The 16,390-nt window shown below is 49.4% G+C and carries 9 protein-coding genes; all 9 read left to right on the top strand.

Annotated features, from left to right (window positions below; all coding sequences use genetic code 11):
- The first annotated feature begins 75 nt into the window (after positions 1-75).
- The 9 genes from NSQ38_RS04025 (at position 76) to NSQ38_RS03985 (ending at position 16,379) form a co-directional block, all read left to right on the top strand.
- Positions 76-942 (top strand): sugar phosphate isomerase/epimerase, encoded by an 867-nt coding sequence (locus NSQ38_RS04025; RefSeq protein ID WP_339787276.1) that lies wholly within the window; start codon positions 76-78, stop codon positions 940-942.
- Between the two features lie 253 nt (positions 943-1,195).
- Positions 1,196-2,254, top strand: coding sequence for a Gfo/Idh/MocA family oxidoreductase (locus NSQ38_RS04020; RefSeq protein WP_339787274.1), 1,059 nt, complete (start codon positions 1,196-1,198; stop codon positions 2,252-2,254).
- A gap of 844 nt (positions 2,255-3,098) precedes the next feature.
- Positions 3,099-4,511 (top strand): alpha-L-fucosidase, encoded by a 1,413-nt coding sequence (locus NSQ38_RS04015; RefSeq protein ID WP_339787271.1) that lies wholly within the window; start codon positions 3,099-3,101, stop codon positions 4,509-4,511.
- A 347-nt stretch (positions 4,512-4,858) separates the two neighbouring features.
- Complete coding sequence (locus NSQ38_RS04010) at positions 4,859-5,803, top strand: ABC transporter permease subunit (RefSeq protein WP_223868815.1); 945 nt, start codon at positions 4,859-4,861, stop codon at positions 5,801-5,803.
- Positions 5,804-5,818: 15 nt separating this feature from the next.
- Positions 5,819-6,727, top strand: coding sequence for a carbohydrate ABC transporter permease (locus NSQ38_RS04005; protein ID WP_082763028.1), 909 nt, complete (start codon positions 5,819-5,821; stop codon positions 6,725-6,727).
- Positions 6,728-6,855: 128 nt separating this feature from the next.
- A complete protein-coding gene (locus NSQ38_RS04000; RefSeq protein WP_264935608.1) occupies positions 6,856-8,493 on the top strand; it encodes an extracellular solute-binding protein in 1,638 nt (545 codons plus the stop codon).
- Between the two features lie 175 nt (positions 8,494-8,668).
- Positions 8,669-10,888 carry a helix-turn-helix domain-containing protein gene (locus NSQ38_RS03995; RefSeq protein ID WP_339787269.1) on the top strand — a complete coding sequence of 740 codons (2,220 nt, stop codon included), beginning with the start codon at positions 8,669-8,671 and terminating at the stop codon, positions 10,886-10,888.
- A 50-nt stretch (positions 10,889-10,938) separates the two neighbouring features.
- Positions 10,939-13,251, top strand: a complete 2,313-nt coding sequence (locus NSQ38_RS03990; RefSeq protein ID WP_339787266.1) for a glycoside hydrolase family 3 N-terminal domain-containing protein — start codon at positions 10,939-10,941, stop codon at positions 13,249-13,251.
- Positions 13,248-16,379, top strand: a complete 3,132-nt coding sequence (locus NSQ38_RS03985; RefSeq protein ID WP_339787263.1) for an alpha-mannosidase — start codon at positions 13,248-13,250, stop codon at positions 16,377-16,379. Before NSQ38_RS03990 ends, NSQ38_RS03985 begins: the two co-directional genes overlap by 4 nt.
- Positions 16,380-16,390: the final 11 nt, after the last annotated feature.

Genomic DNA, 16,390 nt, shown 5'->3' with positions numbered 1-16,390 from the left:
TTGAGAATTGTCGTGTCCGCCGGAAAAAGGTATACGTTGGGTATGGACATTGACTACATGAGAGGATGAGGAAAAATGAAAGTTGGACTCAGCACCTACAGTATGCAACAAGCATTGGATCGCAAAGAATTAACCGTGCCGGATGCCATTCGCTGGATTGCCGATCAGGGCGGGGAACATGTGGAGATTGTCCCGATGGGATTCAGTCTGATCGATAATCCGGAGTTGATTGATGAGATTAAAGCTGTGGCAAAAGAGGTAGGAATCGATATTTCCAATTATGCCATCGGTGCTAACTTTGCTGTGCAGGAGGACGCGGAAGCGTTGGAGCAAGAGATCCAGAATGTGATGCGACATGTGGATGTGGCGGCTGCGCTAGGAGTGAAGCTGATGCGTCATGATGTGGCTTTCCGCCCTGCACCAGAGGGAACCGTAGCACAGTTCGAGATCGATCTGCCGATACTGGTGAAGGCTTGTCAGCGGATAGCCGATTATGCAGCGGAGTTTGGAATCACAACAAGCGTCGAGAACCATGGGTACTATGTGCAGTCGAGTGAGCGAATTCAGCGTGTGCTGCACGAAACGGCGCGGAGTAACTTCAAGACCACGCTGGATGTCGGCAATTTCCTCTGTGTGGATGAAGATCCGGTGAGTGCCGTAAAAAATAACATTCCGTACGCGTCGATCGTACACGCCAAAGACTTCTACTGGAGACCTTCCTACCGAAATCCCGGTGAAGGCTGGTTCCAAACCTCGCATGGCAATTACCTGCGCGGTGCCATTGTGGGCCATGGCGATATCGACATGCCTGAGGTGTTCCGTGTGTTGAAACAATCCGGGTATGACGGATATATCTCGGTAGAATTTGAAGGCATGGAAGATTGCAAAACCGCCTCACGTATTGCTATGGATAATGTCCGCCGCCTATGGGAAGAGGCATAGGGCTGCGTACTTGTTTTAAATGAAATAAATTGAATCAAATTCTAAAGAAGGCGTGAGTAACAGAGGGGAAGCTTGGAACTGTAGGAGCGTTAGCGACCGCCTTTGTCTGCGGATTTCAACCGCTAGAGCGGTCAATAAAAGAAATTTGCAGACAACAGCGGCCGAAAGTCCAAGCATTCACCGTCGTTACGTTAAGCCGAATATTATAATTTCTTGAGTCAATTCATATGAAAACGATGGAGGAATCAGCCCTATGTCCAAATTGAAAGTCGCCGTCATCGGTGCCGGATCAATATCCGATTGCCATTTGCAAGCCTACGCCAGTAATCCAGACGTTGAAATATACGCCATCTGCGACCTGAATGCAGAACGTGCCGCAGAAGTTGCGAAGCAATATAATGCTCCTCATGTGTTTACCGATTACAAAGAATTGCTCGCACTGCCCGAGATTCATTCCGTCAGCATCTGTACATGGAACGACTCCCATGCGGAGATTAGCATTGCTGCTCTGGACGCAGGCAAAAATGTGTTATGTGAGAAACCACTCTGCCAAACGGTGGAGGATGCCCTCGAAGTAGAAAAAGCGGTCCATCGCAGCGGAAAGTTGCTACAAGTTGGTTTTGTTCGCCGCTATAGCGACAATGCACAAATTCTGAAGAAGTTCATCGACGAGGGTGAACTGGGCGAGATCTATTATGCCAAAGCCTCCAGCCTGCGTCGTCTGGGCAATCCGGGTGGCTGGTTCTCGGATATCAACCGCTCCGGCGGCGGCCCACTGATCGATATCGGGGTGCATGTGATCGACATTTGCTGGTATCTGATGGGTAGACCGAAGGTGAAATCCGTCTCCGCTAACGTGTCCAACCGATTGGGGAACCGCTCGAACATTAACAATCTTTCGTTCTACAAAGCAGCCGACTATGACGCGGAGCAAAACACCGTTGAGGACATGGCGAATGCCCTGATTCGTTTCGAGAACGGCGCGAGCCTGCTCGTGGATGTCAGTTTCACACTCCATGCCAAAGCGGATGAGACTTCGGTCAAGTTATATGGTGACAAGGGCGGTGCCGAGTTGGAGCCGGAAATTTCGATTATTGGCGAGAAATTCAACACCATTTTGAACATGACTCCACAGGTAGATTTCAAATCATTCGACTTTATGGGCTCATTCCGCAATGAAATCAACCATTTTATCGATAGTACGCTGGGCCGCAAAGAAACACTTAGCCCCGTCGAGGACGGCGTCGAAGTGATGAAAATGCTCTGTGCCATCTACGAATCAGCCCGTCAAGGCCGCGAAATCACGCTGTAAAGGTAGGATTGTATGCCGTTTTTACGCTACGTTGATACTTTACTACTCCCGTTTCATTGAAGGTTATGAGCACTTCGCTCCCTTTCAATGAAAAGCTCCGCTCCGGGCGGGCGTGGATTCGTCCTCTCCGCTCGTCGTTGGAGCAGAGTAGAGAGCGAGCGCTAACGAATCTGAGGCATCTTATTCAAGGATTCGAAGCGCTAGCCGAAATCTAAGGAACCTGACACACGCTATATAAGAATAAACAGCAGTTTACAGCGTTTTTATCAGCTAATTTTGGGAAATAAGGTGTCTCATGTTCCTTACAATTTAAAAAGAGGACCAAAAGGCTAAATAAGACGCCCTGAGTTCCTTAAAAAAACTTTACCCATTCGCCAGGATCAGCCAGTCTGGAATTCAAGACGTTATGAACGCGCCGACATCCATCATCGTATATCTTCCTAAACTGAAGTTGAAGAGACGTCCTATAATACTTACCGTTTACACCAAAATGGTGAGTGCAGAACTAATCCAAAACAACGAAGCGCTCGCTCTCTGCCCGTGGATTTCCCTATAGAAACGAGGGAAATAAGGCTTCATATTAATTGAAGATGGCACCGCAATCGAAATAACAAAGTTACTACGCCCCTTAACAGTTAAACGAACCGTTTACGCCAAAACGGAGAGGGCAGAACCAATCTGAAGAAGCGAAGCGCTCGCCTTTATCACCGGATTTCCAACAATTATAAAGTGAAATCAAAAAAATCCGGGGATAACAGCGATCGAAAGATGGTACTGCACTCGGAGTGACCAGGCGTAACATGCATGGTTTATCTTTTATCTAATCCGAAGGAGATGAAACAGGATGAGCGAAACCAAAGAAACCGTACTGGAACAGGAAGAGCAGATTGTCGAAGCCGGGGTGCACAATTTTAGCAAAGAGGAAGAGTGGATCAAGCCGGAGGACCCGCTGCTGAATGAGCGGCTGGAGTGGTTCAAAGACCAGAAGCTGGGGCTGATGATGCACTGGGGGCCGTATTCTCAGCTTGGCCTCGTGGAATCCTGGGCGCTGAGCGATGAGGACGGCGATTGGTCGCGCGATGACATCGACTGGACGGATGACATGGAAGACTTCAAGCGGGAATATTTTGATCTGAACAAAACTTTCAATCCGATTCGCTTCCAGCCCGAGGAATGGGCACAGATGGCGGCAGATAACGGGTTCAAATACTTCCTGTTCACCACCAAACACCATGACGGTTTCTGCATGTGGGATACCAAGACGACGGATTACCGGATTACGGGTAAGGACACGCCTTTTCATACCCATAAGTATGCGGACATCTGTCGATCACTATTTGACGCTTTTCGTGCCAAAGGACTCGGCATCTCAGCGTATTTCTCCAAAGCGGACTGGCATACCCCGTATTACTGGGCACCGGGCATGGAGCGTGGACGTCATATGTGGCGAGGCCCTTCGTATGATCCCCATAAGTATCCGTGGCTGTGGGAGAAATTCGTGGAGTTCACGCATGAGCAGATCATGGAGCTGCTGACGAATTACGGGCGAATCGAATGTCTGTGGCTGGATGCTGGATGGGTGCGCGAAGGTCGCCATGGTCAGGATATCAGGCTGGGAGAAGTCGTGGAACGGGCGCGTCAGACCACACAACCTTGGCTCCTGTCTGCAGATCGCACCGTCGGTGGACCGTATGAGAATATCGTTACCCCCGAGCAGACCATACCGGAACATCCGATGAACATTCCATGGGAAAGCTGTATTACCGTGGGCAACTCCTTTGCTTTTGGTTTCGATGATCAGTATAAAACGGGAAGACAGCTGGCACATATTCTACTCGAAGTCGTGTCCAAGGGTGGTAACCTGGCGCTGAATGTAGGACCACAACCCGATGGGCGTCTGCCAAAAGGGGCAATTCGAGGCATTAAGGGCCTCGGTGAATGGTTGGGTGCTCATGGAGAAGGCGTCTATGGAACCCGGATCTGCGGGCCATATTTTACGAAGGACTGGGCTTTCACCCAGAAAGAAGAGATCAACACCGTATATGCTTTCCGTATATACCGTAACGAAAATGAGACCGTACAACCACAGTTAATCATTCCTTATCTGGAAAAGGTAGAGCGGATCGAACTCATCGGTAGCGATGACGTACTTTCGTATCAGCAGACAGAAGACGGACTTCTCGTGGAACTACCACAATCCGATGCAACGAGTGTCGCACCGATCACACATACGTTCAGATTGATCACAAGTGCATAGAACGCCATGTCAATTCCGGGGGAGATATCACAGCCTCCGGGATTTTTTTATTCATACATAAGGGACACAATTCCCAATAGAAACGGCTCGCAATCGCTTGTCACACAAGGGTTTGTGGAATAAAGAGAAGTCGGAGAAAATTGCAAATTGATAAAAGTTTACCGTGCGATGTACTATCAAATTAAGAAAGCGCTACCTGATATGAATGTTTACATCATATTTGTTGAACAAGGAACTAGGAACAGAAAAAAGGATGTTTAAGGGATGTAAATGTAATGTATTATTACACTTGAGGTGTAGAAGGAGTGACGCAAATGAGTCGAGCTACGGAAAGCATACCCGCCAAGATGGAACTCCAGCAGAGGAAACATGTGGAGCCCAAGCGGCAGCATCCATTCATCAAAAGCCTCAAGAAACACTGGGAGCTCTACCTGCTCGTGCTGCCCCCGGTGTTGTATCTGTTGATCTTCAAGTACATCCCTATGGTGGGTGTCCAGATCGCCTTCAAGGACTTCAGTGTGGTCAAAGGAATCTGGGGAAGCCCGTGGGTCGGATTCAAACACTTTGAGGCCTTCTTCCAATCTCCAAACTTCTGGCTGTTAATCAAAAACACGATAGGCATTAGCTTCTATTCCTTAATTGCCGGTTTCCCTATTCCGATCCTGCTGGCCCTGGCGCTGAATGAGATTCGAACGGGTTACTTCAAGAAGACCGTACAGATGGTTACCTACGCTCCGCATTTTATCTCCACCGTTGTCATGGTATCCATTATCATTCTGATGCTCTCCCCACATGTGGGCGTGGTAGACAAGCTGTTCACACTGCTCGGCTTCCCGATGACCAATTTCATGGGCATCCCGGAATACTTCAAATCGATCTATGTCTGGTCAGGTGTGTGGCAGGGCATGGGATATTCATCAATAATATATATCGCAGCTCTTGCTGGTGTTGATCCATCTCTCTATGAAGCAGCAAAGATGGACGGCGCATCAAGGCTTCGGAAAATATGGCACATCGACCTGCCATCGCTCGTTCCAGTCACCGTTATCATGCTGATTCTGAGTCTGGGCAGCATTATGGGCGTGGGCTTTGAGAAAATATACCTGATGCAGAATCCACTCAACACAAGCGCTTCGGAGGTCATCTCCACGTATGTGTACAAGGTGGGTCTGATCGGAGCGAATTTCAGCTTCTCCTCGGCAGTAGGGTTCTTCAACTCCATTATCAACCTGATCCTGCTGGTTATCGTCAACGGCATATCGCGCAAAGTATCCCAGAACAGCTTGTGGTAAAGGAGGAGCTTATCCATGTTCAACCTGATTAATCGTAACCGGATCAAGGACCCGCTCGGTGACCGCATTTTCATGACACTTAACTACATCTTTCTGTTTGCCATACTGCTAACGGTGTTTTACCCGCTCTTGTATATCATCAGTTCTTCGTTCAGCTCTTCACGAGCCGTGACATCCGGCCAGGTGTGGCTGTTCCCGGTAGATTTTAACATTAAGGCGTACATCTCCATTTTCAAAAGCCAACAGCTTATGCTCGGTTTCTATAACACGATCATCTATACCGTGGTGGGCACGTTCATTAACGTGGTGCTGACCGTCATGCTGGCGTATCCTTTGTCACGCAAATCGTTCTATGGACGAGGGGCCATCATTATTTTCATGATGATCACGATGTTCTTTGATGGTGGTCTGATTCCCACCTACCTCTTGATGAAGGATTTGCACCTGCTCGATACACGCTGGGCGATGTGGCTGCCCGGGGCGCTCGCAGTATTCCAGGTCATCGTGGCAAGAACGTTCTTCCAATCTTCCATCCCGGAAGAACTCGGGGAGGCCGCGGAAATGGACGGTTGCCGGGATATCCGGTATCTGATCAGCGTAGTTCTTCCCTTATCAAAGCCCATTCTGGCGGTCATGACACTCATGTATGCCGTAGGTCACTGGAATGCGTACTTTGATGCACTGATATACCTGCGTTCCGAGAAATTGTTCCCTCTACAATACGTGCTTCGCAATCTGCTTATCCTGAACGCGGCTGATCCGGCGATGCTCGCCAATACCAGCCAACAGATGCGGGACCAAGGGTTCGAGCAGGTGTTGAAATATGCACTGATCGTTGTGGCGAGTATTCCAATTCTGATCATGTATCCATTTGTACAGAAGCATTTTGTGAAAGGGGTCATGGTTGGTTCCCTCAAAGGTTAATCCTTGGGAGTTAAGCCCGGTTGCCTCTTGAAAGGAGGTGGAAGGAACACGCCGGCTTCCGGGGTCGATTTTATACACGTGCAGTACTATTAATGGTTTGCCGTTATGAACAAAAAGGAGGAGTCAGATTGAGAAAATCTTGGATTTCGATGTTGTTTCTGGTCTTTGCTTCGATGGCTTTGTTGTCCGCATGCAGTTCATCCGAGGAATCGGGAGGAAGTAGCGACGGTAGCGGGGAGAGCGGCGGTCCTGTAACCATGACTTTCTTTGCTCCACAAGGCAAAGCGTCTATGGAAGAGAATGAATTCACCCAATTTATCGAAGACAAGTTCGACGTTACCTTGAAATGGGATCTGGCCCCAACGGACGCTTTGCAGGATCGCAGACAATTGTTGCTAGCTAGTGGTGATTATCCCGAAGTGTTTCTTCACGGCAAGTTCACTACCTCAGACCTCCAAACCTATGGAAAACAAGGCGTGTTCCTTCCGCTACAGGATCTGATTCAGGAGTATGGTCCGAATCTGACCAAGATTATGGAAGAGAAGCCATACTTCAAAGAAGCCATCACGGCACCGGATGGTAACATCTATGCGCTGCCGATCTTCAATGAATGTTATCACTGTACGTATGCACAGAAATACTGGATCAACACGGAGTGGCTCGATAATTTGGGTCTGAAAATGCCAACCACAACAGATGAATTGTATACCGTTCTGAAGGCGTTTAAGACACAAGATCCGAACGGTAACGGGAAAGCGGACGAGATTCCACTCACGGGTGCACCGAACAAGTATGTATGGAATGGCAACATTGATGCCTACCTGATGAATAGCTTTATCTACAATGATAACGACAAGTACCTGATCGTGAACGATGGCAAGGTGAGTTTTGCCGCCAATCAGGAAGGATGGAAGAAAGGGCTGGAATACATGAACAAGCTGTATGCGGATGGCTTGATTGATCCAGCTTCCTTCACACAGAACGATCAGGCGATTGGACAGCTGGGTAACAAAGAGGGCGATGAAGTGGTCGGCTCCATTACAACAGCGCTGGTCAGTTATCTCGTGAATACCTATGACAAAGACATCACCCGTCACCAGCACTGGGAGATCGTTCCTCCATTGAAAGGACCAGATGGAGTGCAGACGACAGGCGCCACGCAGAGCGTAGGTGAGTTTGAGTTTGCCATCACCAACAAAGCGACAGAAGCACAGCAGATTGCCGCTATCAAAATTGTAGACTACATGTTCAGTGAAGAAGGTGCGCTGTACGCGGAGTATGGTCCAACTGAAGGCAAAGGCTGGAAGAAGGCAGATGCCGATGAGAAAAACATCAATGGCGAGCCTGCCAAATACAGCTACTACAACCTGCCTGAGCGTGACCCTAACGTTGTTGTGAACGAGAGCTGGTCACAGATCGGAGCGCATGACTTGTCCAACACGTTCCGTAATCTGTTTGCGGAAGGACAGAATCCTTTAGAAGCAGAGGGTTATGGTACACGTCTGGCTCAAGCTACCAATGTGTATGAACCTTATGCACCCAAAGAAGTATACCCTGCGAACGTATTTATCCGTCCAGAGGATACGGAATCAGCTGCACAACTGACTACGGCCATCAAGGATTATGTGCAGACGAATATGGCACAGTTCATTATTGGCAGCAAGAGCATTGATAAGGAATGGGATTCATATGTCAAAGGCTTTGATGGTCTCGGACTGAGTAATTACCTTGAGATCTACCAGCGTGCCATTGAGAAGAATCAATAATTGAAGGATTCAATATAGAGGCTGTCCCGTCTGTCACCCGTGACCGGGACGGTCTTCTCCTATGACAACCCCACGTCATCCGATATAATGTACTGAATATTTATGGGAAATTAGCGATCAGCACAGATAATTGTCGTCATTCAGCATGAACAGTAATGGTGGGGGGATCTCGGAGATGAACAACAATTGGTTTAGACGTTTGCTGTTATCGTATCTGCCTGTTTTCTTTATTGTGACGACCATTCTATTCTTTATTTTCTTCCAGGTCTTCAATGAACAGAACCGTAGAGAAGCGCTCAAGGCCAATGAATTCCTGGCCTCACAGGTCACGCAATATCTGGACAACTCCTTGCGCTCCATTGACTTCAAGGTACTGCGTGAGATTTTGACCAACCCTAACTTGAAGAATTATTTCTCGGTATCTGGCAGCGATGATGTGTATGCCGGCATTCAGGCGGTCCAGGTGGTTGATGAATTGAAAATAGAGTATCCGCTGATCGATTCGATTTATCTCGTTCGATATGAAGATGGCACGGTCTTCAGTAACGGGAAGGCTGTTCCGATTGAAGAGTTCCCGGATGCAGACTTTATTGCAGATAGCCGGTCAAGGGATGAACAGAAGTGGGCAGGGGCACGAGCGTTCCGAGCTTTTCCTTCGCAAGCGACTGAGCAGGTGATTACGATTGTGCGAAGTGTAGGAAACGGCAAAGGACTTGTGGTGACAAACGTGGACCTAAGTACCCTGAGAAAATCCATTATGCAGATGTATGATCCGGAATTTACGTTTGTGAACATCTTCAACCGTTCGGGCGGCAATCTGTGGGATAGCAGCATGCCAGAAGGGGGTGCAGCTTCTACTAAAACCACGTCGGGAGAAGTTTTCTCCGAATTTACGTCGAGTTATAGCGGTTGGAAGGTGCAGACGGGTCTCAATAATGGAAAAATCGTCAAATGGACTCTGCAATTTTATAATATCTGGTTTGCCTTTGCTGTAGTGGTTGTGTTGATCGGGGTGGTGTGGGTGATCTACGTGACCCGTAGAAATTACAAGCCGATTCAGCAGATTGTAACGTTAATTCAGACCGTCTCTTCGCAGAAGCAATCGGGGCTCAATTATGGCAAGGAGAATGAGTTCCGATTCATCCATACAACGCTGGAACGCATGATTGATCAGACGAGACAATATCAGGAGGAGCATGAAGAAAATCTGATTTTGCAGAAAAAAATGTTCTTTCAGGAGTTGCTGGAGGGTACACGAGACTTTACGAGCACGGAGCTGACAGCGGAGATGAAGAAGTTCAAACTGCCTGAGCTGGAGCATCGTTGGGCCGTCATGGTAGTTGAAATGGATCGGTATGATGCATTTGTGACGGAGTATCATGATCAGGACCAATCCCTCCTGAAATTTGTGTTATCCAGTATTCTGCAGGAGAGTGCGCGTCATGAAGGAACGGAAGTATGGGCTGAATGGATCTCCGATCAGCGTCTGTACGCCATCCTCTGGATTCCGGACATGGAACAGGCAGAGGAGACGGAGCAGCGATTGCTAGCGGGTTATCTGGACAGAATTGATCAGTATCTGAACTTCACCGTGACCATCGGTGTTGGTCGGGTCGCTGTTGATATTCGAGGGTTGAGAGCTTCATTGAAAGAGGCTGTGCATGCGCTGGAGTACAAGGCTGTACTGGGGATAAATCGCATCATTCCGTGTAGCGATGTGCCGAACTCGACCAACGATGTGTATGAGTTCCTGAAGACCATCTCACTGCTGGTACAGGCGATGCGTTTATCGGACGATGTGTGGGAAAAGCATTTTGAAAGACTGTTTGAACAAATCAGTGAGTCCGTTCTGTCCCGTCAGGAGATTATGAATACGATCCAATTGTTATTTCAACATTACAATCGGGAATTCGCCGAACTTTCACGCGAGTATCAGGAGTCGTGGGCCGCTATATTCACCCCGCTTCTCCCAAGGCTTGAGGGCTGGGAGACGTTAGATGACCTGCGTGAGCTGTGCTGGGAAGGGTTCAGAGAACTGGCGCTGCAGATGCAGACGCTGCATTGTTCCCGAAAACACAGATCACATATTTTGGAGATTCGCAAATACATTGAAGAGCATTACAACAATCCTGATCTGTCGCTGAACTACCTTAGTGATCTGTTCGATATTAATCCGAAGTATCTGAGCAAGCTTTTCAAGGATGAGATTGGGGAGAAGTTTGTGGATCTGCTCATTAGTCATCGCATCGAAAAAGCCAAGCTGCTCATGCAGGAGACCGATAAGGCTATTCAGGAGATCAGTGAGGAAGTGGGTTACACGAACTATAATTCCTTCAACCGGGCCTTCAAGAACGTGGTGGGTGTGGCACCAAGTGACTACCGCAAAGCCATGTGATGTAAGTGCACCCGCCTAACTAATTCCGAACGCATAAGGAGAATGTGCATATGGACTATAAAGATGCTTCGCTTCCCATTCAGGAACGGGTTCAGGATCTGATCGGACGGATGACAACGGCAGAGAAGATTGGGCAACTCATCCAGCCGATGGGCTGGAAGACGTATGATAAAGCAGCAGATGGTACAGTACAGGTGACGGAAGAGTTCAAAGCGGACATGGAACAGGGTGGTGTCGGTTCTCTGTATGGTGTGCTTCGGGCCGATCCATGGACTGAAGTGACGCTGGAAACGGGGCTTACTCCACGGCAGGGAGCCGTTGCCACAAATGTCATTCAGCAGTATGCCATGGAGCATTCTCGTCTAGGCATTCCCATCTTGTTCGGAGAAGAATGTTCCCACGGGCATATGGCGATTGGGGCGACAGTATTTCCGGTACCTTTAACGGTGGGAAGTACGTGGAATATGGAGTTGTACCGCAAGATGTGTGAAGCCATCGCTGTGGAGACCCGGAGTCAGGGGGGAGCGGCAACGTATTCCCCGGTGCTTGATGTCGTACGTGACCCGAGATGGGGACGGACGGAGGAATGTTTTGCCGAAGATCCATACCTAATCGGTGAATTTGCAGTAGAAGCCATGAAGGGACTACAGGGTGAGCGTCTCGATTCCAACCAGACGATTGTGGCGACACTCAAGCATTTTGCGGCTTATGGCAGTTCAGAGGGTGGGCGCAATGCAGCACCTGTGCATATGGGATTACGTGAATTGCATGAAATAGATCTGTTACCGTTCAAAAAAGCAGTGGAAGCCGGGGCATGTTCCGTGATGACCGCTTATAACGAGATTGATGGCGTACCTTGTACGTCCAGTAGGTATCTGTTGAATGACCTTCTGCGTGAGCAGTGGGGGTTTGATGGATTCGTGATTACTGATTTTGGCGCCATTCAGATGCTGGTCCATGGACATAACACCGCTGAGAACGGGGAGCAGGCCGTAGCACAGTCCCTTCAGGCAGGTGTAGACATGGAAATGTCCGGGTACATGTACCGCAAACATCTTGGTCAGGCGCTTGAGCAGGGATTAATCGTAGAGAAGGATCTGGACTTGGCTGTGTGGCGGGTGCTGGAGATGAAATTCAGACTTGGGTTATTTGAACAGCCTTTCGTTGATCCAGAGTTTGCAGAACAGGTCATCGGATGTGAAGACCATATTCAGCTGGCGAGAGAAGTCGCGCAAGAGGGGATTGTTTTACTGAAAAATGAGGGGAATACTCTTCCGCTTGCCAAAACAGGTACAAAGCTAGCTGTCATTGGTCCTAACGCGAACCATATCTATAACCAGCTTGGGGACTATACTTCGCCACAGCCGAGAGAACAGATCGTCACCGTACTGGATGGCATTACGCGCAAGCTTGGCGCGGATTCGGGTCAGGTGCTGTACGCACCGGGTTGCCGGATTAAAGGCGATTCCAAAGAGGGTTTTGCACAAGCGCTCGCCTGTGCGGAACAGGCCGATGTCATCGTGATGGTGATGGGTGGTTCCAGCGCCCGCGATTTTGGTGAAGGCACGATAGACTTGCGGACAGGAGCGTCCGTGGTAACGGATGATCCATGGAATGATATGGAGTGTGGCGAGGGCATTGACCGGGCGTCCCTGAATCTCATGGGTGTTCAATTGGAGCTGGTGCAGGAGGTACATAAGCTGGGAAAACCCGTTATCGTGGTCTTTATCAACGGCCGTCCCATTGCTGAACCTTGGATTGATGAGCATGTCCATGCCATTGTGGAAGCGTGGTACCCTGGGCAGGAAGGTGGTAACGCGATTGCAGATATTCTGTTCGGTGATGTCAATCCATCTGGCCGTCTTACCGTCTCCATTCCCAAGCATGTTGGGCAGCTTCCGGTCTACTATCATGCCAAACGCACTCGTAGCAAGCGGTATCTAGAGATGGATCTTGCGCCTCAGTATCCGTTCGGATATGGACTGAGTTATACCGAATTCAAATACGAGAACGTAAGGGTTATACCGGATGTGATTGGGCCAGAAGATGAGGCACAGGTAATGGTTGAAGTCACAAATACCGGAGGGGTTGCGGGAAGTGAGGTTGTGCAGTTGTACATCACGGATGTGTCGGCTTCGGTTACTAGATCTGAGATGTCACTGAAAGGTTTTCGTAAGATCCATCTGGAGCCAGGACAGACTCATACCGTTACGTTCCCTGTGCAAAAAGAACATCTCGCACTCATCGACTCTCGTCTCCAGTCTGTCGTGGAACCGGGTAAATTCAGGCTTATGGTTGGCCGCAATTCGGCTGACTTGACCGCTTGCAGTCTGCATATCCAGAAGGTGGGGGTGGAGGTATGATTCGAATTCAGCGATTCATTGAAGATATGAACCGGTCGCAGTGGCTGGATACGATCGAGCTTCCGGCGTGGGAGATGCAGAAGGCCAGATACATTCGGCCAGGAGAATATGAGTACGAGCAGGGATATGAAAATAAAGATGAGCAGGCTGACAAGGCAATGCAAAACTTGAATCCGCTGAACAGCGTACACGGAACGACGTATTTTCTGCGCAAATGTGTGGAGATTCCGGACAGTTGGGAGGATCGAGCTGTTGGGCTGGTCTTCGAGGCTGGAGGAGAAGGGCTGCTGAAGGTGAATGGCATACCTTATCACGGGCTGGATCGAAATCACGGATTCGTACCCCTTCCGCGAAGTCGGGTAGGCAATACGCCGCAGTTGGAGATTGAACTCTATGATCCGATTCCAGAGCCGAATGATCCACTTAATCGACAAGCTGTTATTCAGCCGCCTATTCAGGGCATTCGGGCAGCATTGGTTCATGTTAATCAGCCACTGCAGAGCCTGATGTACAGCGTTACGGTACTCGCCGAATCGCTTCGGGCATATAACGAGAAGGAGCCCAAGCGGATGGCACTTGTTCAGGCTATTCATCGGGTGATGGATGACATGTACAATGATCCGGACCGCTGGACTGATGCAGCATGGATACAGAACTTCGAACATGGATTAGTACAGTCGGTACAGCAGGAAGAGCCGGAGGAATATCGAAGTGGCTTCATGCATCTGGTTGGACAATCCCACATTGATATAGCCTGGCTGTGGCCTGTACGTGAGACGGTTCGCAAGTCCAGCCGCACATTTTCGACCATGTGCACTTTGATGGACACGTACCCGGATTTTGTGTATTCCCAGAGCCAGCCGCAGTTGTATTCCTTTGTGAAGGATCATTACCCGGAGCTGTACGAGCGAGTTAAAGCCCGTATTGCCGAAGGCCGCTGGGAATTGGTTGGAGGCATGTGGGTGGAGCCGGATCTGAATATTCCGAGCGGCGAGTCATTAGTTCGGCAGATTCTGTATGGACAGAACTTCTACCAGACGGAATTTGGCAAGCGCTCCAACATCGAGTGGCTACCGGATACCTTTGGCTACTGTGCTTCCTTGCCGCAGATGCTGAAGCTCGCGGATATTCCTTATTTTATGACCACCAAGTTGAATTGGAATGATACCAATGCGTTTCCGTATGACCTCTTCGACTGGGTAGGCATAGATGGCACTTCCGTGCTTGCGTATCTTAACCATGGGGTGAATGAACATACACGGCCCAAAGATGTGGATGAACACTGGCAATCATTTAAACAAAAGGATGTGCACCCTGAGCAAATGTTGCTTTACGGACATGGCGATGGTGGTGGCGGCGTGACGAATGAGATGGTGGAGTTTGCGGAGCGATCCCACTTGATGGTGGGGCAGCCGATCAGCAAATTCAGTACAGCTGGCGCTTTTTTTGAAGACATATCATTAAATAATCCGACGTTGCCGAAATGGCACGGGGACTTGTATCTGGAACTGCATCGCGGAACGTATACAACTCATGCGAGGAACAAACGTAGCAACCGAAAAGCAGAGGTATTGTATCGGGAAGCGGAGATCTGGGGGCAATTTGCCGGAGCTTGCGCTGCACACACGAAGAATGATCTGGATGAAGGCTGGAAGCTGATTATGCTCAACCAATTCCATGACATTATTCCGGGAACGTCGATTCCTGAAGTTTACGTAACGTCCACTGAGGAGTACACGAAGGTATTTGCATTAGGTACATCCGCACTGCGGGAAACGCTGGATACCCTTGCGGAGAATATCGCAACAGATGAAGTGGATGGTCTCCCCTACATTATATTCAACAGCCTTGGCTGGGAACGTGGAGAGAATATCACCATTACAGGGGATGCCCACCTCGCCGGGGTGGCTGCATTTGATCGTCAAGGGAACCGACTGGCCAGTGATCTGGAGCAAAAGGAAGACAAGTACACGCTGCTCGTGTATGTTCCATCGATTCCTGCTTTTGGGTATACAACCATATGGCTGCGCGAGACACCGGATGTTATCCTTCCAGTAAGGGAAGAAGAACAATTCCCTTCCATATGGGAAACCGAGTCTTACACGCTTGAGTTTAATGACTTGGGAGAGATCACCCGATGGTATGACAAAACGGTAGGCCGCGACTGGCTGAAGCCCGGTGATCGGGCGAATGAGTGGCAGTTTTTCCACGACAAACCGACGTACTGGGACGCCTGGGATATCGATCCACGATTTGAATCCCAGCGAGCAGGTGCGGTGCAGTTGATCTCCAGAGAGGTTGTACAGCGCGGGGCTACGCGAGATGTACTGCGTTTTGTCTGGAAGCTGAATCAATCGGAGATCAGCCAGGATATCATTTTGCATCGTCACCAGCGGCGTGTTGACTTCCATACAAAAGTGAACTGGAATGAGAGTCATAAGCTGCTCAAGGTGGCCTTTCCGGTGGATCTGGTGGCAGCCAAAGCAGCCTATGAAATCCCGTTTGGAGCGTTGGAGCGTCCAACCCATAACAACACCAGTTGGGAGCAGGCGCAGTTCGAGGTCTGCGGGCATCGCTGGGCGGATATCTCAGAGGGCAATAGCGGTGTGAGTTTGCTGAATGATTGCAAGTACGGATACGACATCAAGGATCGGACGATCCGCCTGTCCCTGCTTCGTGCCCCGAAATGGCCGGATGAACATGCTGATCAAGGCGATCATGAGTTCACATATTCGATCCTGCCCCATCAGGGCGATTGGCGACATGCCGCTGTCGTTCGCCGAGCGATGGAGCTGAATCATCCGGTGGAGGTTGTGGCAGCGAGTCCGTCTCCGGGTCCCTTGCCAGCTGAACACGTTTGGGTTCAGTTCCACAGTGAACATGTCATTCTGGATGCAATCAAGCCTGCAGAAGACGGATCGGGAACGGTGCTGCGTTTCTACGAATCATCAGGAGGTCGGGAAACGGTGCAAGTTCAGTGGGCTGAAAAGGAAATTAATGCGTCCATCATTAATCTGCTGGAGGATGAGATCCAACCGTTGCTTTGTCCAAACGGCACATTCGAACTGACCTTCAAACCGTATGAGATTAAGTCGGTGAAACTTGTTCCAATGAATCCAAATACGTAATCTTCAGGAGG

Origin of the sequence: Paenibacillus sp. FSL R7-0313, from assembly GCF_037969885.1 — a bacterium.
Lineage (GTDB): Bacteria > Bacillota > Bacilli > Paenibacillales > Paenibacillaceae > Paenibacillus.
The sequence above is the reverse complement of the archived record's forward strand: the minus strand, read 5'-3'. Positions and strand labels throughout refer to the sequence as shown.